Origin of the sequence: uncultured Endozoicomonas sp., from assembly GCF_947495845.1 — a bacterium.
Lineage (GTDB): Bacteria > Pseudomonadota > Gammaproteobacteria > Pseudomonadales > Endozoicomonadaceae > Endozoicomonas.
The window spans coordinates 73191-94362 of sequence record NZ_CANMAO010000010.1 but is presented as its reverse complement, the minus strand read 5'-3'; the positions used below and the strand labels follow the sequence as shown (position 1 = coordinate 94362).

The 21172-nt window shown below is 46.2% G+C and carries 17 protein-coding genes; 9 read left to right on the top strand and 8 right to left on the bottom strand.

Translation table 11 applies throughout. From position 1 onward, the window contains the following. Positions 1–4: 4 nt before the first annotated feature. Positions 5–223, bottom strand: a complete 219-nt coding sequence (locus tag Q1B11_RS09235) for a hypothetical protein (protein ID WP_299731093.1) — start codon at positions 221–223, stop codon at positions 5–7. Then, positions 223–1572 (bottom strand): TolC family outer membrane protein, encoded by a 1350-nt coding sequence (locus Q1B11_RS09230; protein WP_299731091.1) that lies wholly within the window; start codon positions 1570–1572, stop codon positions 223–225. The genes Q1B11_RS09235 and Q1B11_RS09230 overlap by 1 nt, the downstream gene beginning before the upstream one ends. Before the next feature lie 230 nt (positions 1573–1802). Here Q1B11_RS09230 and Q1B11_RS09225 point away from each other — a divergent pair, with 230 nt between their 5' ends. Together Q1B11_RS09225 and Q1B11_RS09220 are read left to right on the top strand one after the other, a co-directional pair. Next, on the top strand, positions 1803–3893 hold the full coding sequence (locus Q1B11_RS09225) for a type I secretion system permease/ATPase (protein ID WP_299731088.1): 2091 nt from the start codon (positions 1803–1805) through the stop codon (positions 3891–3893). Then, positions 3886–5220: an HlyD family type I secretion periplasmic adaptor subunit gene (locus tag Q1B11_RS09220; protein ID WP_299731085.1), complete on the top strand. Its 1335-nt coding sequence runs from the start codon at positions 3886–3888 to the stop codon at positions 5218–5220. Before Q1B11_RS09225 ends, Q1B11_RS09220 begins: the two co-directional genes overlap by 8 nt. A gap of 135 nt (positions 5221–5355) precedes the next feature. On the opposite strand, the gene Q1B11_RS09215 is transcribed toward Q1B11_RS09220, so the two are convergent. Together Q1B11_RS09215 and Q1B11_RS09210 are read right to left on the bottom strand one after the other, a co-directional pair. After that, positions 5356–6063: an SGNH/GDSL hydrolase family protein gene (locus Q1B11_RS09215; RefSeq protein WP_299731082.1), complete on the bottom strand. Its 708-nt coding sequence runs from the start codon at positions 6061–6063 to the stop codon at positions 5356–5358. 20 nt (positions 6064–6083) lie between these two features. Beyond that, positions 6084–6668, bottom strand: coding sequence for a TetR family transcriptional regulator (locus tag Q1B11_RS09210; RefSeq protein ID WP_299731079.1), 585 nt, complete (start codon positions 6666–6668; stop codon positions 6084–6086). A 156-nt stretch (positions 6669–6824) separates the two neighbouring features. Between Q1B11_RS09210 and Q1B11_RS09205 the strand changes: the two genes are divergently transcribed. Then, positions 6825–8219: an MATE family efflux transporter gene (locus Q1B11_RS09205; RefSeq protein WP_299731076.1), complete on the top strand. Its 1395-nt coding sequence runs from the start codon at positions 6825–6827 to the stop codon at positions 8217–8219. A 200-nt stretch (positions 8220–8419) separates the two neighbouring features. After that, on the top strand, positions 8420–9451 hold the full coding sequence (locus Q1B11_RS09200) for a DUF2860 family protein (protein ID WP_299731073.1): 1032 nt from the start codon (positions 8420–8422) through the stop codon (positions 9449–9451). A 78-nt stretch (positions 9452–9529) separates the two neighbouring features. Here the strand turns inward: Q1B11_RS09200 and soxC are convergent, their stop codons facing one another. The 3 genes from soxC to Q1B11_RS09185 all read right to left on the bottom strand — a co-directional run bounded on the left by soxC (position 9530) and on the right by Q1B11_RS09185 (position 12946). Next, positions 9530–10735: a sulfite dehydrogenase gene (gene soxC, locus Q1B11_RS09195; RefSeq protein ID WP_299731070.1), complete on the bottom strand. Its 1206-nt coding sequence runs from the start codon at positions 10733–10735 to the stop codon at positions 9530–9532. A 1-nt stretch (position 10736) separates the two neighbouring features. Continuing rightward, positions 10737–11255 carry a cytochrome c gene (locus Q1B11_RS09190; protein ID WP_299731067.1) on the bottom strand — a complete coding sequence of 173 codons (519 nt, stop codon included), beginning with the start codon at positions 11253–11255 and terminating at the stop codon, positions 10737–10739. 353 nt (positions 11256–11608) lie between these two features. Continuing rightward, positions 11609–12946, bottom strand: coding sequence for a sigma 54-interacting transcriptional regulator (locus Q1B11_RS09185; RefSeq protein WP_299731064.1), 1338 nt, complete (start codon positions 12944–12946; stop codon positions 11609–11611). 167 nt (positions 12947–13113) lie between these two features. On the opposite strand from Q1B11_RS09185, the gene ddaH reads away from it, so the two are divergent. Both ddaH and Q1B11_RS09175 read left to right on the top strand, forming a co-directional pair. Beyond that, positions 13114–14007, top strand: a complete 894-nt coding sequence (ddaH, locus tag Q1B11_RS09180; RefSeq protein WP_299731061.1) for a dimethylargininase — start codon at positions 13114–13116, stop codon at positions 14005–14007. Between the two features lie 130 nt (positions 14008–14137). Further along, positions 14138–14947 (top strand): transporter substrate-binding domain-containing protein, encoded by an 810-nt coding sequence (locus Q1B11_RS09175; RefSeq protein WP_299731058.1) that lies wholly within the window; start codon positions 14138–14140, stop codon positions 14945–14947. A gap of 115 nt (positions 14948–15062) precedes the next feature. Here Q1B11_RS09175 and rlmF read toward each other — a convergent pair whose 3' ends face one another. After that, the gene (gene rlmF, locus Q1B11_RS09170; protein ID WP_366139449.1) at positions 15063–16043 is read right to left on the bottom strand and encodes a 23S rRNA (adenine(1618)-N(6))-methyltransferase RlmF; all 981 of its coding nucleotides are present in this window, start codon (positions 16041–16043) and stop codon (positions 15063–15065) included. A gap of 574 nt (positions 16044–16617) precedes the next feature. Here rlmF and Q1B11_RS09165 point away from each other — a divergent pair. Genes Q1B11_RS09165 through Q1B11_RS09155 form a run of 3 tightly spaced genes read left to right on the top strand, consistent with a single transcriptional unit; the run spans position 16618 to position 21166 of the window. Continuing rightward, the gene (locus Q1B11_RS09165) at positions 16618–17808 is read left to right on the top strand and encodes a TolC family protein (RefSeq protein ID WP_299731052.1); all 1191 of its coding nucleotides are present in this window, start codon (positions 16618–16620) and stop codon (positions 17806–17808) included. Further along, positions 17805–19958, top strand: a complete 2154-nt coding sequence (locus tag Q1B11_RS09160) for an ATP-binding cassette domain-containing protein (RefSeq protein ID WP_299731049.1) — start codon at positions 17805–17807, stop codon at positions 19956–19958. The genes Q1B11_RS09165 and Q1B11_RS09160 overlap by 4 nt, the downstream gene beginning before the upstream one ends. Beyond that, positions 19958–21166: an HlyD family type I secretion periplasmic adaptor subunit gene (locus Q1B11_RS09155; protein ID WP_299731046.1), complete on the top strand. Its 1209-nt coding sequence runs from the start codon at positions 19958–19960 to the stop codon at positions 21164–21166. Before Q1B11_RS09160 ends, Q1B11_RS09155 begins: the two co-directional genes overlap by 1 nt. The last annotated feature ends 6 nt before the right edge of the window (positions 21167–21172 follow it).

The window sequence follows — 21172 nt, the reverse complement described above, 5'->3', positions numbered from 1 at the left end:
GACTTTATTGAAAGGCTGGGCCTGAAAAGCTCTGTGCAGACCACTTCTTGATGGATTTCTGGGGTTTAATCGAGAGTAGAAGTGTGGTTCTGCCGTCATGATTGCTGTCTTGCAGGTCATAGAGCTGTTGATGGTTGTGGTTACTGCTACACCCGAGAAGCAGCATAAGGGCAAGGAGTGGTAATTGGCTGACCTTGATAGCCAGGGATGATGAGGGCTGCATCACAACTCCCTGTTCGATGGTTGCCAGCTGGCGGGCAGGGTTATCTTAAACGCATCCAGCAATCGTCCAGAGATATGCAGCAGCCGGTAATCTGCCTCAAGGCTGGCAATCTGAGCCTGGCTCCAGTTCAGGGAAGCGCTTAAACTTTCGTTTTCTGCATTCAGGACATCCAGCAGTGAGCGTTCCCCCATAGAAAACTGACGTCTATAGGCGTTCACTGTTTCCATGCTATAAGTCACGTGTCGCTGCAATTGAGGAATCTGTCGATGAAGCTGGATGTGGGCTTCCCAGGCCAGATGGGTTTCTTCCTGAACTTCCAGCAGGGTTTGTTGGTAGATATCTTTTGATTCATACCAGCGGCTCATGGATGCTCTTTTTCTGGCGTCGTCTGCGCCTCCATTAAAGACATTAAGGCGAACGTGAAACATCAAGGTGTAGTCATCATCTCGACCGATGATGCCATTCAGATTTTTATTCCACGATCGCTCGGCAGAAAAATAGACATCAGGGTAGAATCGGCTTTTGCTGGCTTGATACTCACTGTTCGCTGCCAGACTGTCCTGTTTTGCAGATTTCAATAATGGGTATTCTGTAATAGCTATGTCCACAACCTGCGGTAGGGTGTTTGGTATAAGGCCACGGTCAGGTACGGGTTCAACCAGACGGTCTGGTTGGGTTCCGGTTAATGTATGAAATCGTAACTCTGCATCCTTCCTATTGTTTTGAGCCGCAATGGTATTTGCTTCTGCACTGGCCAGCCGGCCTGAAACCAGCGATAGGTCTGCAGAGCTTTGTATACCAGACTCTGATCGTTTGTATATTCGATAAAAAATATCCTGATGAACCTTCAGGTTTTGCTGAGCCAACTCAAGGGCTCTTTCAGTCATGATGACAGCAAGGTAAGCACGAGCGACGTTTAGCGCCATTTCTGAGGCAATGGTCAGCAGACGGAACTGTTCAGAATAGGTCGTGGCTTTGGTTCTTTTTGTGTCATGCCAGGTTGAAAAACCTGAGAAAATCTCCTGACGCAAGGCAACGGAGGATTCATATCGATGAAGGCGATCACTGGATGAAGCACTGCCCCCGCGTGTCGTCCCATTGGAAGTCCATTCATAACCCGTCCCGCCATGGAGGTTGATGCTGGGAAGATAGTTGGCTCTGGCAATGGACTCTTCGTCTATTTTGGTTTGAACCCGCTGGGTTTGCTGATGCATCTTTGGGTTGGTCATTAGAGCGATGGAAACTGCTTCCTCAAGGCTCTGCCCAGACGCCACTGTCGTGAAAGTGATGAATGCAAACAAAACGTAATGGCGATAAGAAAGGCGTGGGTGAAAATCAATGGTAGTCATATTGCTGAATGGCAAAGAAGATACTCTGGTATTGCAATACTAAGTTGACAAACAACCGGGTTGACAAACACCGGCTGCTAACAAAGCAAAGCGTTGCCCTGTCTGGCAGGGAAAAGGAAAACACTCTTTCAAAATAGTCGATCATCTCAAAGGTCGCAAAAGTCATTGTGCGTCTATCCTTTCATGGCGAAGAATTTCTGTTGATATTCCTTCTTCTCTACTGGACGACTATGACCGTAAGCCCGTTATTAGCCTGCCTGATCTGGCTGACCAGATATTTTGGTACACCAGCGACCGCTGAAAAAATACTGTCTGGGCTACCAGCCACCGCTTTCGATCTGGATTTCTCGCTGTTGGAAAGAGCCGCTTCAAATGTGCACATGGATGTTTGTCGTCAGTCGCTAACGGGGGATTGGCTGACGGATAAAAGCCCTTTGCCTTGCTTGGTGATAAGTAATGGAAAACCGTTGATCATCACCCATATCAACGCCAATGGGTTAGTAGTATCCACCTTGAAACCTTATGATCATGATGAAAGTAATGAGGTGGATTATGGTGTCTTGCTCAACAGTATTGAGAAGGATGTCTACTTTTTTAGTCCCAAACCCAACAGCCACAACACACTTTCAAGTACAGAACAGTATTTTGAACATCACTGGTTTTGGGGGGCGTTATGGTCCGGTTGGCGAATTTATCGCGAAGTATTACTGGTATCGCTTCTGGTCAATCTGTTTGCCCTTGCGGTTCCGTTATTTGTTCGTCTGATTTATGACCGTGTGATTCCCGGTATGGCAATGACGACACTGAATACCCTGGTTGCTGGGGTGCTTCTGGTTGTGACGTTTGAATTGTTTTGCCGGCAGCTGCGTATTCGATTTATTGATGTGGCGGCCAAAAAAACAGATCTCATTATGTCCAGTGAGTTATTCGCTAAGGTGATGAATGTTGATCTGTCATCGGTTCCTCCGGTTGCAGGGGCATTTGCCCGACAGGTTCAGGATTTTGAATCGATCCGGGAGTTTCTGACCTCAACCACGCTAACGGTGCTGGTGGAGATTCCCTTTGCCTTTATCTTTTTGTTAGTGATTATGGTGATGGGCGGGAGCATCGTTTGGATACCGATCATCGTTATTCTGGTCATGGTGGGGTTGAGTGTATTTGTTCAGCCATCGTTGCGTAGAAGTATTCAGGAAGGCGAAAAACTGTCCACACAGAAACATGGTGACTTGGTGGAAAGCATCTCTGGCTTGGAAAGCCTTCGTCTTGCGGGTGGTCAAAGTTATTTTCAGAAACGATGGGAGCAGGCTACCGGCTTGATGGCAACCTGTGGTTTGCGAACCCGGGCTATCACCGGAAATATGAGCGCCCTCTCGGTTTGGCTACAGCAGATGGCCACCATTGGTATTGTGTATTTTGGTGTTCGTTTTATCCATCAATCTCAGATGAATATGGGTGCGCTGATTGCCATTATGATGCTTTCTGGTCGAGCCATTGCACCCTTTATGCAGCTGTCTCTGCTGGGCGCGCGTTACTGGCAGGCGAAAACGGCTTACCGAAATATTGATGGTTTAATGCAGGCTCCGGAAGAAACATCGAGAAGTGAATCATATCGTCCGTTAACACCGATACAGCAGACCATTGTTTTTGATCAGGTGTCGTTTTCATACCCGGGTTGTTTGTCGCCGACTCTTAAAGATCTTTCATTTACGATCAAACGAGGCGAGCGAATCGCCATTGTTGGGCGATCCGGTTCGGGGAAGTCCACTCTGGCTCGTTTATTGGCAGCGCTTTATTTACCAGACAGTGGTCAGATTTATCTGGATGGCATAAGCCTAAAGGATATACATCCTGTTACGTTAAGAGAAAATATCGGTTTTCTGGCGCAGGAACCCTGGCTATTTAATGGGGCAGTGGCAGCCAATATGATGATGGGTGCCAAGGTGAAGAGTGAAGAGCACGTACTGAGTGTGGCGCAGCAGTCAGGGGTCACCATGTTTACCGGAGAGTCGATAGCCGGTTTGGAATATCCGGTTGGCGAAGGTGGTCGCAATATCTCTGGCGGTCAACGTCGAGCAGTGGCTTTGGCCAGAGCCTTGATTAACAACCCCGGGGTTGTGGTATTGGATGAACCCTCCGCGCACATGGACAGTATGATGGATGCCCGGGTGCAACAGACCCTGCAAGCGTTGCCAGAGCATGTCACCTTGGTGGTGATTACTCATCGAAGTTCACTCCTTTCTATTGTTGACCGTGTTCTGATGTTGGAAGGCGGACGTCTGGTTTCAGATCAGGCGGTTATTAAGAAGTCAGCCCATGGATAGTATCTGGCATCGCTGGCTGATTCGTACAGCGTCCAATCGACAGCAGGCGAAAGCACTGGACATTACGTCATCATCCCGCTGGCTTGTCTGGCTCTTGTCGGTGTTTGTCGTGGTGTTTTTACTGTGGAGCTGTTTTCTTGAACTGGACGACACAGTCTCAGGTTATGGCAAGGTAACGCCGTTTAGCAAAGTGCAAGAGGTGCAAAGTCTGGATGGTGGCAATTTAAAATCGGTATTTGTTGCAGAAGGCGATTTTGTTCGAGCTGGCGAGCCGCTTTTGCAGGTGGATGAGACTCGCTTTCAGTCATCTTTCCGAGTGAATGAGTCGGAGTTGGAATTTTTGAAGGGAACTGCTGTTCGGTTGGATGCTGAGCTTTCGCTTATGGTGCAACAGCAGGATGGCAGCTGGTTAATAAAAGGCAATGAGAGTGTAGTGATTCCGGAAACATTCCTGCATGAATTTCCTGCTCAGGCGCTTTCTGCGAAAAAAATGATTGAAGAGCGAGTGGGGGCGTTAAAAAGCCAGATGGCGGTATTGAGTCAGCAGTCCTTACAAAAACAACAAGAAATGAATGAGTTGAGAGCTCAGATAAAGATACTTGAAAAAAGCCTGACTCTCGCCAGAGAGGAGCTAGCGCTAAAAGCCCCGCTATCGGCCGATGGCGTCGTTACCCGGGTGGAGATTATTGCTCTTGAACGTCAGGTCAATGAGCTTCAGGGTGAAGTGGGTAATGCTGTATTGCGCACCAATCGATTACGATCTGCTCTGCAGGAGGCAGACAACCGCAGTCGTGAATTAGTGGCACGCTATCGGGCAGATATACAAAAAGAGCTGCAAGAGGTGCGGGAGCGATTGGGGAAGTTATCGGAGGGGCAGGCTGGTCTTGAAGACCGGGTGCAAAAAACCATTCTCTATGCGCCCGTGGATGGAATGATAAAACGTATTTCCGTACACACAGAAGGCAGTGTGATTCAGCCCGGTGCCACGTTGGTTGAGATTGTGCCAGCAAATGATCCGCTCATTATTGAGGCAAGAATTCAGCCTGCAGACATTGCTTTCCTGAAACCGGGTCAAACCGCCTGGGTTAAACTCAGTGCCTATGAATTCTCAATTTATGGGAGTATTCAGGGGCAGGTGGGTTCCATCAGTGCCGATACGCTGAACGATGAAAATGGTCAGCCTTATTATCGGGTGCGTCTGAATCTGCCGATGACCAGCCATATTGGGCTACTGCCTGGTATGACGGGGATGGTGGATATTGTCACTGGCACCCGAACCGTCATGAAGTATTTATTGATTCCTCTCGCCAGAGGATTTAAGCATTAAGGAGCTGTCAAAAAATAACTTTCACTTTTAAGCAGAACCCTTATCCGTAAAGCCTTACTGCTTATGCTTTTACGGAAAACGGAAAACACCTCTCTGAGTCGTGAAGTTATTAAGGGGCAGCTTCTAAGTGAGTCATTAACCCGCCTTAAAGCCCTCAGCTATTTCGCCTGAAATCATACCAGCCCATTGACGATAGCCTTCGGCACTGGGGTGGTAGCCGTCAGGGGCAATAAACTCTTTTCGGGTGTCTAACGTGTTTGCGAGATAATTCCAGCCCTGCTGCTGGCAGAGTGTTTTCAATTGCCAATCGAGCCATGCGGCTCTTACTCCCAAAAAATAGTTCAGTGGGCGGGGTAGCAATGGAAATTTTTCCATGGGAGGCACAGCCGTGAAATACACGTCGGTGTCAGCGTTGGCAAAGGTGTCAACACTCTGTTTGAGGTTTTTGCGCCAGGTTGAAGCGGATGTGAATCCCGTGGTGTCGTTCACACCGGTGGTTATTAATAACACGTCAGGTGATTTGATCGCTGTCTGGCAATGAAGCAGATCGGCAATTTTGGCGCCATTGATACCGAGCACTTGCCAGTCCATTGTTTTGTGGTGACGGCTGGCAAGGTCCTGGATGATCTGAACTGTTAATCCGTCGTTTATATGGTTCACACCGACACCGGCTACGGTGCTCTCTCCAATGTGAAGCAGGGTAGGGTTATTACCCGTTAGTTCTTCGCGACTGCCTGATGCTTCTGGCAACCGGATCGCTGTTTTTTTTGCCCACTTCCCCTGTAGGGCAATGATGAGAACGAGTGCTATCACAAGCGTTATTATTATGGTTAAAAACGTCATTCCGATCCTTTGTCGTTTGATTACATGCCCAGCGTTAGCTGAATATCATGAACCACGAGCTCATCGATGGTTTGCAGATTGAGGAGAGGGTCACCCAGATAGGTGTAGTCGGAAAGTGTAAATGCGATGGCTATCAACTTCCAGGCACAGAGTCTGGTCGCCAGAGTGGGTTTGAAAATGCCCTGTTCTTTTCCTTTGGTAATAACCTCTTCGATAAGATCCGTCAGGCTGTGCATCGCTTCACAATAGACCGCTTTCAACGCCTCGCTTCGCCACATTTCATCTGCAGCACTGTGCCATATCCGGGTTTCGAACTCGCGGTTCGCTGATTGAGAAGGGCGCAAAATCTTTAACAACGCCTCATAGGGTGGCAATGTTTTTACCGCTGCTACATCCGATTCCATGGTGGTCGAGACGGCGTGACGAATAACTTCACTTTTCAACTCATCTAATGAAGAAAAATGGTGATGTATTGTACCCGTTGCAGCACCCATTCTCGCAGCTACCTTACGTGCCGTAATGCCTGCAAAACCAGAGGATGCAACAAGGGATAGTGTGGCATCCAGAATCGCCTTACGCTTTTCATCTTTTGACAGGTAACTCATTGGCCTTGTTTGTCCGATACAAATACGAGTTGACTTATCATAAGAATAATTTGAACATATGTCCAATTTGAACGTGTGTTCATTTTATCAATCAATACACAAAGGAAGAGAAGCATTGCTTCTACGGATTATCTCTGTAGGCAATCAGGAAACCCTATGTCAGGCCATACTACTGATGAAAAGATGACGACCGGTAATACGACTGTCGACTTTTTCCGTTTTGTTATCCCCTCCATTCTTGGTCTGTTGGCCATATCATCAGCAGGCATTGTGGATGGCATCTTTGTGGGGAACTATGTGGGTGCAACCGCTCTGGCAGCGGTGAACCTGATTGTGCCACTCTATTCTGTCTTTTTTGGCATCTGTGTCATGATGCTGGTGGGTGGCGCTGTCATAGCCGGTAAAGCGCTGGGTGCTGGCGATATCCGAACAGCGTCTAATATCTTCACCAAGTCATTAACGGTGATTGTGATTTTTGCTGTCATCGTCGCCAGTCTTGCATTCATTTTTGCCGGCGATATTGCCGAATTCCTTGGCGCCAGAGGAGAGACCCTACCTCTTACGACAGGGTATATTCGAGTTATTTCTCCGTTTATGCTCTTTATGGGGCTGGCTTATGTATTGTCATACTTTGCACGGATTGATGATGCGCCAAACTTTGCTTTAGTGGGGTTGGTGATTACGGCGCTGACGAATATTGTACTGGATGCGTTGTTTATTAAGTGGTGGGGATTGGGCGTCAATGGCGCGGCGTTTGCCAGTGGCATTGCCTATACAGTGGGCACCGTGTTTCTGATGCTTCGTTATATTGGCAGCGGAGCACGCATAAGACTGATTAAACCCTATGGTTCCTGGTTTGAATTATTCCGAGCGGCCTACAATGGCTTTTCTGAGTTTATAAATGAAATGTCCGGTGGTCTGATCATATTCGTTATTAACTGGATATTAATTACTGAAATCGGTAACGCGGGTGTAGCAGCGTTTACCATCGTCAACTATATCTTGTGGCTCAGTATTATGGTGGGCTATGGAACTGCTGAAGCGCTGGGTCCTTTGGTCAGTGTCAATTTTGGTGCCAGAAAGCCAGAACGCATCGCACAATTTATGAAACTTGGCATTGGTCTCGCCATTGTGGTTGGTCTATTTTTTGCCGGGATTCTGCAAGTGTATCCAGAAGCACTGGCCAGTGTGTTTATCAGCAGTGACGAAACCGCAACATTGGGTTTGACTTTGTCAATTATTGCGGTGATCTGGCCTGCGTTTTTGTTTAACGGAATGAATATCACTTTGTCGGGTTATTTTACCGGCATGCATGCGGCAACCCAGTCAGCCATGATAGCCATTAGCAGGTCTTTGGTACTGCCATTGGTGTTAATCGTTGTTTTCTGGAAAGTCTTTGGACTTCAGGGGGCGTTTTTCGCTATTCCTGTTGCAGAAATGCTGACCTTTGCCTTGAGTGTCGTATTGTTTAATCGAGCAACTCCTCAGGTAATGGTGAATAGAGACGTAGCAATGGATAGCCCTGCAATGGGTAAGTTGAATATGTGTTAATCGCTTGTGAGTTGCACCCCCAACGTTTTTCGATGGGGGTTGTTTAGTGCTCGAAGCATATGAGATGCAAGAATCCCAAGGACTCAGAGCTTATCGCTGTGTTTTACAGTCTATAAATCTAATCAAATTTCTACACTTGATTCGTATGTCATCTAACCTTAAACGACTGGTTTAGGTTATTTGTTTAAGGGGTCGAATCAATGAAAAAAAGCCTGTTTTGTATGATCAGCACTTTTGCTTTGAGCATGAATCCTGCGAATTCTGCGCACGGAGGAATACCTGATGAAGATGGGTTCTCAGGGTTTGTAACCCTTGGTGTTAATGGAATTGACCTGAAAAGCAATACCGTAGCGGGCGACTCGGCGGAAACGTTTTCTAAAAAAAGAATTTCAAGCCTTACGACTTCCCCAAAATCAGAATCTAAAGGAGCCGGCTACATCACAGGAGAACTAAAATACACGTGGGCTGATAGTAAGACGCAGGTGTTTCTCGGAAACCGGTTGGAGGATTGGATACGATACGATTTTACCTCAGACCTTGGGATACGACATCAATACCGAGCGTTGGGTGAGTTTTCTGCATCCCTGTTGTTTTCTGCATTTCCCACCCGTGTTTGGGAAGACCCCTACCAGTTGAACAGTAATCGACGTGATACCGATCGAAAGTCCACCGGGGCAAGTTTCGGGTGGAATAATATCATGGGCAGCGATGCACAGATTACACTCTCCGCACGCAAAATCGAGATTGATAAAGAGCACAGCGGTGAGCATGGCCAGAACAGCAACTTATCCCCTGAAAAAAGGCATTTGCTTTCTAGAAAGGGAGACTCAAAAGCCATTGAGTTTCTTTATCACTATCAATTAAACGACAGCCAGACATTAATCCCCTCTCTCAAAGCGACCCACTACGATCTGGATGGTAAAGCGATGGCGTCTGATGAGTATTTGCTGCAGTTAAGCCATCTTTGGGGAGTGGAGCGTTGGAGGACAGTGAGTAATCTCGTCCTTGGAAGAAACAAACACGACAAAGCAAACCCGATTGAGGATTTCAAAGGAAAGACGCAAAAAGATGATATTTATGGCGCTTCGTTTACGCTTTTTTATAGCGAGCCTTTTGGCTGGAAAAACTGGAACGCTATGGGCAGTGTTGCAGTCATGAAATCAAGCTCAAATATTGATTTCTATGAAGCCGACATCTCAGCATTATCACTGGGTATGTTGTATCGGTTTTGATCTGCATTACTGCTCAGATAAAGCGGTATATCGCAAGCGCGATATCTAACAAGCTCGCATAATGCGTCGTGTGATAATTCAGGCGACAACATCATAAGTCACACGGCCATCCTGATGGACACGCCAGCCAATGATAGCATTGTTGTGATATCGCAAAGATCCGATTCCTCTAGCTTTTATCAGCATCGTCGCACTGGGTTGAATATATCCGGTTTCGTCTACTGCTCGGCTTAATAGCAACGTTTCCTTGCCATTCCATAGCCAGGGTAATGAAAAACGGGTATGAGTTTTCGCTAAAACGGGAGGATGAAGCTTGGCGGGCTGCCAGTGACCGCCGCCATCCACACTGACTTCGACCGCTTTAATTGCGCCACGCCCACTCCATGCCAGGCCACGAATATCATGCCAGCCTTTTTCAATCAATGAAGGGTAGGTTGGCGAAGTGATGATTGAACGGGCATCCATAACAAAGCTGAATTGTCGAGCGGTATTATCTGGCAATGGGTCTGTATATCGAGAAGTTTCTTCTCGGCTCATCCATGGTTGGTCTCCTACTTTCAATCGCCTAAGCCATTTTACCGAAGTGGATCCTTCCCAGCCGGGTAAAAATAATCGTATTGGATAGCCTTGCTCTGGGCGTATCGCTTCTCCGTTTTGGGCGTAGCAGATCATGGCATCATCCATGGCCTTTTCAATGGGGATACTTCGAGTCATAAGACAGGCGTCGCCACCTTCTGCCAGCAACCAGCGAGCTTTGGGTTTTAATCCCGTCTCTCTGAGTAAAGTGGCAAGGCTGACACCTACCCATTCACTTTGGCTGGTCAGTCCCGCGATATCCTGGGGGGATGACTGAGGGCTATTGGTAAAATAGTCATCACAGTTGCCCGAACATTCAAGAAAGGCGATACGGGAGACAGTAGGAAATCGTTTCAATTCTTGCAAGGTGAATTGCAGACTTTTATCCACCAGCCCGTGAATGAGTAAACGGTATTGGTCCGGGTTTATATCGGGCACTCCGGAATGGTGCCGTTGGTAGTGAAGATCTGCAGGCGTGATGGTGCCATGAAGTTGGTGAAGTGGTGTTAACGCTTCAGTCTGTAGAGGTGTGCGAATTTTCTTCTCAAGGTTCTCAAATGGAGAGTGAACACTTTTTGCTGTCGCAGTGGCTCCTGGATGACGAGAATCATCCGCAACGGTACTGCCTGCATACATAAAGGGTGAAAGCGCTGCTGTTTTTAGAAGTTTGCGACGAATAAGGGAAAATGCTTTTTTATTGCCATTCATATTATCTAAGAGCTTGGGTTTCAGTGCGGTTATCAGGAACGAAACGACGCTGTGAAGGCATTTCGATGGTTGGAAGGTTATGGGCAGTGAGCATCATGTCTTCAGGGATTATCTTGTTTTCATAAAGGATGTATGCAGTCAGAGAATAGACTTCATCATCGGACAAGCTGCCAGGCCGAGTGTAAGGCATTGCACGACGGATATAGTCAAACAAGGTTGTTGCCCAAGGCCAGTAGTTACCAATGGTGTTCACCGGTGGATGGTGTTCAGCAAACGGAAAGCTATCGTTTTCCAGTCTGCCAACCAATTGATCATAGGCTCCCCCCTGGCCTGCCAGTCCATGACAGAACTGGCAATGTTGTTGATAAAGGTTTTTTCCTTGAATAGCATTACCACCTTCTGTTGATGGTAATCCAGAGCCATCAGGACGGACATCAATATTCCATGCTGAGATCTCTTTTTCAGATGCTTCTTTGCCCAGTCCAAAGTGCATGTCTGCATCTGCCGAAAATGACAACATTAATAGAGCCGAAAAGAGCGGTTGATGAAATTGATTAATGATCACAGTGTCTCGGGGAACTGAAAAATAGTCGATCGATTATAGTCGATTATTTCGAGTGTCAATGTGTAAGCAGTTGACCAAATGAAATCGTATTTTCTGACCAAGTGGACATCCACTCTGCCGCGTTGCAGTGCCGGTCACATAGCTAAGGCTATGCTCCCTATGCTGCGCCTTGCATAGTAGATAACCACTCGGCCAGAAATATTCGATTCCATTTGCACAACTACTTCGCTATTGCAGCGGTAAGGGCGATGGCTGAAGATCAATGTCGAATTATCAAAGCTGAATGACTATTAGAAATGATGCCAAACTCATCGGATTCCCAGTTTTTTCATGCGCGATATTAATGTGGTTCGTGGTATGTCAAGAACACGAGCTACGGCGGAAAGATTGAATTCCTGTTGCTGAAGCGTGTTTTGTATCAAACTTGTTTCGTATTCAGACAGATGCTCTTTTAAGGAGCTTTGTTTATTCAAACGTGTCATTTCTTTAGTGGCGGTTTGTTTGGTCGGGGAGTTCGTTATCATTTCTATATTAATTAGGCTCGTATTGCCTTCGGAAAGTAACAGGCTTCGTCGTATAACATTTTCCAGCTCACGTACATTACCCGGCCAGTCATGCGCCTCTAATTGCTGTACTGCAGAATCGCCAAGGCAGGTAATTGAAGGGTTCAGTTCAGGGCCATACTTTACGGTGAATCGTCTGGCAATGGCGGCTATATCGCAGGCACGCTGTCGTAAAGGCGGTATTGCAATAAGGCCGACAGCAATTCGGTAATAAAGGTCTTCCCGTAGCTTGCCTTTTTCAATGGCATCAGAAGGCACTTCATTGATAGCTGCAATTAATCGAAAATTTGTGTTCTGATCACGATGGCTACCCAGTGGGCGATAGCTGCCATCCTGAAGCACTCGTAGCAGCTTACTTTGTAGCTCGACAGACATGGAGTTCAGTTCATCAAGAAACAGTGTTCCATTGTCGGCTAATGCCAATAATCCCTTGTGGTTTTCTGCTCCGGTATAAGCACCGCGTTTAGTACCAAATAGCGTACTTTCCAGTAATGTCTCTGGAATAGCTGCGCAATTAAGGCAAATCATAGGGTGTCGATTGCGGGAGCTGATGGCATGAGCTCTTCTGGCAAATAACTCTTTTCCAGTGCCGGTTTCACCGTAAATCAACAGCGGCAATTCGCTGGCGCCATAAATGTCAACTGCCCGGATTTGCCGATGCATTTCTGGGTCTTCAGTGATTATGTCTGGCAATTCGTTGGCGACATCACTGAAAGGTTTTTCTTTCAACGAGCGGCCAATTTCAATGGCGCCGATGATATTGCTGTTTTTTCCAAACAACGGCATAGAGCTGTGCATATAGTGCATTCGTAGCCCTGCTGAGCCAATGTATGCCTGATATTGATCCGTGAATTGTGCCGCTTCTGCAATGCAACGAAGCAATGAACTCTCTTCTGCGCTTAACCAGGGGCACACTTCCAGCACGTGTTTCCCCAGGATGCTTCCCGGGTCTGTGCCATCCATTCGGGCACTGGCTTGGTTGTAGTAGATGAAGTGTCCATCACGATCGACCATCGTGACTGGTTGCTCGAGAGTATCAAAGACATTTTTGACGCAGGATACCAACCAGTTCAGTTCTTCCATAAAACACCTATACCACTCTTCGACATTATTGTTAGAACACTTGATCACTACATACAGTTTAAGGGTGTTGATAAATCGTCGCCTGTCGAAATATCGTCGGTTCTTTATGTAGATGATTACTCAAAGTGCTCGGTAGATCTAGAGTTAAGCTTTATATAGGTAAAAAAGTGGGGGAAGAGTTCATCGATCAACTGGAAAAAGCACTCTGTATTTTGGCATGTATCTTGAATATACGACGATGTGAAAATGAAAGTGCAGTATCAAAAGTGCAGCATCATAATATCAATAAGGCAGAAACCATGTTTAAGCACGTTATCACTCGTACTCCCTGTCCTGCTTTAGTGGATGGACTCAGCGAAGCGGGCTTGGGACAACCTGATTACCAAAAAGCCATGGAGCAGCATAACCACTATATCCGGGCATTGCAGTCTTGTGGTGTTGAGATCACCATGTTACCGCCCGAGAATGATTACCCGGATTCTGTGTTTGTCGAGGATGCTGTTTTATGTACACCCCACTGCGCGATTATCACCCGCCCTGGTGCGGAGAGTCGCCGAAATGAAGCAGAGCTGATCGCGCCTGCTATCCAACGTTTTTATCAACAAGTTGAATGGATTAAGGCGCCGGGTACATTAGATGCTGGCGATGTGATGCAGGTAGGAAGCCATTATTACATCGGGCAATCGGCCAGAACCAATGAAGACGGTGCGCTGCAGCTAATAAATATTCTTGAAGCCCATGGCATGACCGGTACGATTGTGACCCTCGAAGAGGTTCTGCATTTGAAGACAGGGCTGGCCTATCTTGAAAATGACAATCTATTGGTCGCCGGCGAGTTTGTGACGAAGCCAGAGTTTCAAAAGTACAACTTGATCGTGGTGCCTGCTGAAGAGTCCTATGCTGCCAATTGTATTTGGGTAAACGGCAAAGTGATTATGCCATCAGGGTACCCTGTTACCCGGGAGAAAATTGCTGCACTTGGCTATGAAGTCATTGAAGTGAATACGTCTGAGTTTCAAAAAGTGGACGGTGGCGTTAGTTGTATGTCGCTGCGATTCTAACTGGCAAAGCGACAAGGTAGTAACAATCTCATCCCTCTGAATGACATATATCAAAAAGGGCAGGGGGATCGGTATAACAATAATAAAACAGGCGACAGCTTCTAAATACTGGCCGCCAAAAGGAGAGAAGATGAAAAAAATAACCGCCATGCTGGCATTTTTACTTGCCTTCAGTTCTTCACTGTTTGCGTCGTATAACGATATTTGGGAGCAGTCTACGCTGAATCAAGTTATTGATCGCGGTGTGCTTCGAGTGGGGTTGGATGCCGGTTACATGCCCTTTGAAATGACCAACAAACAAGGGAAAATAGTCGGCTTTGATGTGGATATTGCCCGTCAGATGGCGAAAGCCATGGGTGTTGAGTTGGAGATTGTCAACACAGCATGGGATGGCATTATTCCAGCGTTGGTAACGGATAAGTTCGATATCATTATGTCAGGCATGACGCTGACGTCTGAACGTAATCTGCAGATTAACTTTGCCAATCCGTACATTGTCGTTGGTCAGAGTGTGCTTTTGCGCAAAGGCCTAAAAGACAAGGTTAAGTCTTACAAGGATTTGAACGATCCAAAATACACGGTAGTTTCTCGTTTAGGTACCACCGGAGATATTGCAACTAAGCGTATGTTGAGCAAAGCCAAGCAGAGAATGTATGAAACGGAAGCGGACGGTGCCATTGAAGTGGCGAACAATAAGGTCGACGCATTTATCTACGATCTGCCGTTTAATGCCGTCTATGCCAGCCAGCACCCTGATCAGTTGATCCATCTTGATACACCATTTACCTATGAGCCTCTGGCTTGGGGTGTGCGTAAAGGTGATCCAGATTTTGTTAACTGGCTGAACAACTTCCTGACTCAGATTCAGGGGGATGGTACCTACGACAAAATCTATGGCAAGTGGTTTGAAAGCTCTGAGTGGCAGAAGACACTGAAGTGATTTTGAAACAATAGCCTCTGGTAGTGTCAGCTCTTTGATCTTGTATGGTTGTAAAACAATGGAGCTGGCACAGGTTGTTCAGTGCGTCCATGAGGGTTAGTGAAACCCTCCAGACTCAGGATTTATTTGATTTCTGAGCCAACCAGGCCGTACGTTGTTCATCATTTTTAAAACTCCACGCAACAAAACGGCTTGTTTTTTGTCCCTGGGTCATTTCAACGACAGTGATTGCTTTCGCGCCGACTTTATCAAGCTGCTTTCGAAGCCAGCGCACATTATCCTTTTTAGAAATTAACGTGGTAAACCACAGCACTTGATCAGAAAAAGTCTGGCTCTCATAGGCCATCGTTTTCACAAATTCTGCTTCCCCCCCGGGGCACCATAATTCTGCTTTCTGACCGCCAAAATTCAGCGGTGTACTATTGCCAGCTTTACCCGTTTTACTGGAGATAGAGCCATGCTTGGCTTTGTTGGCACTTAAATTTGCTAGCTTACGGCTAGTGCCTTTTTGTGCTTCCTCAAGTGAGCTGTGAAAGGGTGGATTACAGGAGGTCACATCATAATATTCGTTAGGCTGAATGATGCCCTTGAAAACATGCCGATTGTTCGACTGTAAACGACAGTGAACTTTCCCTCGTAAAACAGGGTTTGATTGGGCTATCAGGTTCGCATTCTCAACGGACACTGGGTCAACATCGCTACCAACACAGTGCCAGCCATATTGAGTTGCACCAATAATGGGGTAAATACAGTTGGCTCCGACACCGACATCTAAAGCTTTTATTAATTTGTGGTTCAGGTGCTTTGCTTCTTGAGTTAGCAAGTCGGCCAGATAGTGGACATAATCAGCACGGCCTGGGATGGGAGGGCACAAGTACCCTTCGGGAATGTCCCAATGTCTGACCTGATAATAGGCTGCGAGTAATGCTTTGTTTAATAGTTTGACTGCCACTGGGTCATCGAAGTATATAGTGGGCTCGCCAACTGGGTTTTTCATTGCGTGATTAGCAAGTTCAGGCAGTGCTTTCATTAAACGTGGGAAATCATATCGACCCTGATGAAGATTGCGACTATGCAGGCTGCTTTTCTCCTTCATGGTTTGGGCTGGCACGGAGTTTGTCCTGCCACTCGGTTTATTGAAATGTTTTGTTTTTTCAGTTCTATTCATGGCAGAGGGAAGTAGCAAAGATGGACGTTTTGTATGTTGATGAGAAGGCTTGCGATGTTGAAACATCCAGCAAGACCTTTGGCATTTTTCAAATGAATATACCGTGAGTTTGTCTATTTTACCTGATTTGCTAATTATAAAATATTCGGAAGTATTAAAGCGGCTTCCAAGTATGTACTTTTTAACTTATTCAATAAGCATCCGATACTAACCATAATTCGAATGAAGTATATAAATGGTAAAACCTCGTAACGTGTCGATTTTTTCGAGCTATGGGTTAGCTGTTCTGTTGCAAACGTAAAAATATGTAGTGATAACGGGTATTCCAAAGATTCAGGCAATTACTGGAAATTGCTGACATTGATAGGTATGCAAAAATTTACCCGAAACTTCGCATAATTATTTTATGCGTAAATTTGAGAGATATCACTTGAATAGCTTGATAAAACACTTGGCGTTACTCCTGTTAAGCATTGCGACATCAATGGCTTATGCAAATAGCATGTCGCTGATATCGGTTTTAAAACAAGCCCAGAATAACAATCCTAGAGTGTCAGAATATCAGCATCGTATTCAGTCATCCCAGGCTAATCTTAATGCCGCAAGATGGGAATATTTTCCTGAACTATCCGTGTCTTGGCAGGAAAATACTCGTGGGACTCAGGCAAGCACATTGAATATCACCCAAGTTGTCTGGGATGGTGGAAAAGTCTCAGGAAATATTGCTCAGGCAAAAGCTAGAAGGCAAACCAGCGAGGCAGAAGGTATCGAAGTACTGCAAACATTGCTTATGGATACGGCTGAAACGGTTTATCAGATCATGACGCTGAAGGCTCGTCTCAGTGCGTCCTATGATAATGAACGGCAGTATAAAGAATTGGCAAGGGTTATAAAGCGAAGGTCAGACACTGGCGTCAGCCCTGAAGTTGATAAAATACTCTCTGCTGCCCGACTGGAAATTGCAATATCTGAGAGGATTCGCCTGGAGCGTGACATTGCATCGGCTTACCAGAAGTTGCGGGAATATACGGGAAAAGACTATAGCAACTATAATTTTGCTACACTGTCACTCCCTTCAATACCTCCAGAAGATAAGCTTTATGCCATAGGATTTAATTACTCTCCGGTATTTAAGCGCCTTAACTCCGAGCTGGAATTGTCCAGCGAAAGAATTAATTACCAGAAAGCACTTCAATATCCAAATATAAGTCTTAATTATCGCAAAGACCTTGGCAGTACAAATGCAGGCGAACACTCGGATGAATTTCTATTGTCCGCATCTTTTGAGACGGGGCGTGGGTTTTCGAAATTATCAACGCTGAAAGCAAGATACAGTGAAAGAGAGGAATCTTACCAGCGAATAGAAACATTCAAACGTGAATATCGGCGGATATTGAATGATAAGGTGGATTACATTGAGAATCTTAAAAGGCTGCTTCCACCCCTACAGATTGCCAGTGACGGGGCGTTATCCGTGGTTGAATCTTATGTCCGGCAGTTTCAGGCAGGTAAAAAATCCTGGCTTGATGTTTTGAATGCCCAGCGTGAAAGAAATCAAACAATGGTCGACTATCTAGTATCTAAAGTGGATTTGGAGAAATCCCAAGTGGATTTGTTGCTATACACAGGCATATTGCAGACCTCTGGCATGTTGATGGATGAATCAACGGATACGATGGGCGGCCATCAATGACAGAGGGTAGAGCATTAAATATCTGTGGGAATCAGGTATGTCATGTCCTGCAAAAACTCCTTTCTATGAAAGGTGTTGCTGTTTCAACGGCTGCGATTTCAGAAGCTGTTGATGGAAATGAAACCGTCATCTCCTCCGAAAATGAGCTGATCACTTTTATTAATTCAGTGTGCTCTGGTGTTAAGTCAGGGCAAAAGGGAGAGGTTATTTATGAAGGTGATCTTTTAACGACTGAAGCACCCTATATTGTTTTTTCAGATTCAACCGGTTATCTGGTCACGGGTGTTAAGTCCAATGGTAGCTGGATTATTGAAGATATGGATGGTGAGGTTCATCCAGAGCTGGCCGGAGTATTAAAAGAGGTGGGCGTTGTTGTCCATTTTTTGGATACTGAAGATTTAAGCATCATCCCTCCGGGTAGTATTTCCGCCCATGATCTTTTCAAAGAGCAGGTACTGGCTAATCGTCGTGTTCTTCTTGAGGCGGTATTTACCACGCTGACTATTTGTATTCTCGGTTTGATCACTGCCATGTACACCATGCAGGTTTACGACAGAGTAGTGCCATCAAAAGGGTATTCTACGCTTTGGGTGTTAACCGTAGGAGTCGCGTTTACCATTGTGTTTGAGTTTTTGCTGAAGCAGGCAAGGGCTTTTATGGTGGATCATGCTGCGAAAAAGATTGATTTGAATTTAGGGAGCACCTTTTTCGCCAGGGCTCTCGATATCCGATTGGATGCCCGACCTGCAACCGTTGGCACCTTTGCATCCCAGATACGACATTTTGAGTCGGTGAGAGGGTTTATGACCTCATCGACATTGTTTGTACTGGCGGACTTGCCTTTCGCACTGATTTTTATTTTTGTTATTTTCCTTATTGCCGGGCCGGTGGCACTGGTGCCAATGTTTACCATTCCTCTGGCAATTACCGTGGGTTTGCTGTTTCGAAAACCCATTGAGAAAGCCAGCTCAACACATATGGAAGAGTCTAATGTTAAAAATGGCCTGATGATTGAAGCCATTGATGGCATTGAAACCCTCAAATCCGTAGGCAGCGAATGGGTTGCCAGTAAAAAATTTGAACGACTGAATAAAACCATCGCCAAGAGTGAATTGCACTTACGACTTCTGTCGACCAAAGCCACCAACCTCACTCAACTTATCCAGCAATGTAATTATATTGGTTTGATTTCCGTGGGAGCCTATCTCATCACAACGGGCGCTTTAACCATGGGAGGGTTAATTGCCTGCTCCATTATCTCCGGTCGGGCGTTGTCGCCATTAGCGCAGATTCCGAGCCTTATTGTGCAATGGAAGCAAGCAAAAATTGCACTGGATGCGTTGACTAACATCCTGAATTTACCCACGGATCATGTGGAAGGTGTGCGCAAAATCATACCGGGGTTTTGTCATGGAGACATTAAAGCTCAAGGGCTTGGCTTTACCTACAATCAGGAAACTCAGGCTATTAATATCCCGGAGCTTATTATTCCGGGGGGGCAGCGACTGGCGATTGTGGGGCCAGTGGGATCTGGTAAATCAACACTATTGAAAGTGCTGTCCGGTCTTTATAAGCCATCCGCTGGATTGGTGTGTCTCGATGGTATGGATATGTCGTTTATTGCACCGGAATTCCTTCGGGAGCAAGTCGTGTATCTCCCTCAGGATGTTCGACTTTTTAACGGCACATTGCGAGAGAATCTCCTGTTAGGTGTAGGTCACACGTCCGATGAACGAATTCTTGATGCGTCGCGCAAGACGGGGTTGGACACTGTCATCAGTGGAAGCTCCAAAGGTCTTGACCTGACCATCTCTGAAGGCGGTAAAGGATTGTCTGGTGGGCAGCGTCAGCTTGTGGGTTTGACCAGAGTGTTACTGATGACACCGTCGGTTATCTTATTGGATGAACCCACTGCGTCTATGGATTCTAATACGGAAAAGAAAGCCATCAACGCGATTCTTTCTGGTTTTCCGCCAGAAACATCCATTATTTTTGTCACCCACAAAACTGCATTGTTGCCCAAGGTTGATCGTATTGTCGTGATTGATAAAGGGCAGGTGGTTCTGGATGGTGACAGCCAGACCATCATGGCTGAGCTTTATCAACACAATCAAAGCCAGAAAAAACAGGCGCCAGGGAAGGGTTCTTAATGATTAATATTCTGGCGTTATTCAAAAGGAGGGCCAGTGAAGAGGCTTCGGATGATTCTCTGAATGATATCCTGGCGCCTTCCAGGCGCATTGTGTTGCTTATCTCTTCTTGTTTTATGATTCTCATTATCTGGGCGTCACTGGCTGAAATCGATGAAATCACCCGGGCGCCGGCGACAGTGGTCGCCAGTTCCCGGATTCAGTTAATTCAATCTCAGGATGGCGGCATTCTGGAAGGCATTATGGTGCAGGAAGGGGATCAGGTGGATGCTGGAGAGATATTGGTTCTAATTGATAAAACCCGGGCAGAAGCCGCCTACTTGGAAACCCGTGCTAAAGTCGCCTCATTGAGTGCACAGGTCAGCCGGTTGACTGCCGAGTTGTTGAATGAGCCACCAACCTATGAGGAGGTTTTAGTAGACTATAACGAATTTAAAATACGACAAGATGCTTTGCTCAAGATTCGTCAGAGCGCACTGCGTGAAGAGCTTGAATCTCTGGATGAAATTCGTGATCTCGCACAGCAGGAGCTGGATATGAACCTACCGTTGTATAGAAGCGGTGATGTCAGTAAATCGGATTTGCTTCGTATTGAACGACAAATGTCAGATCTTAGAGCGAAAATTGTTAAGCGGAAAAATGATTATCTACAGGAAGTACAGTCAGAGTTGGCTTCTGTCAGTGAGCAATTGGAAACAAATCAACAACTATTAACCCAGAGGCGCAGCTTGTTAGAGCAGACACAGCTAAAAGCGCCGGTGAAAGGGGTTGTTAAAAATGTACGGATTACCACGGTTGGTGGTGTTGTCAAGCCGGGGGAAGATATCATGCAGATTGTTCCCCTCGATGATGATTTGCTGGTGGAGGCTAAAGTTAGCCCTTCAGATATCGCCTTTATGCGTCTGGGTTTGCCCGCCGTAGTGAAGGTGGATGCTTACGATTACACGATTTTTGGTGATCTGGCAGGGGAGGTTGTGTTTATCAGTGCTGATACTATCAAGAAGGAACTGCAGCAAGGAGAAACGCCGTATTACCGGGCGCGAGTTAAAGCTTCAGGCGATCAGTTGGCGAGTAATTCCGGAGTGATTTTGGATATTCAACCGGGCATGACGGCGACAGTGGAAATCCAAACGGGAAAGAAAACGGTGTTGCAGTACATCACGAAGCCCATCATCAAAACTTTGGATGAATCGTTAGGGGAGCGCTGATTAACG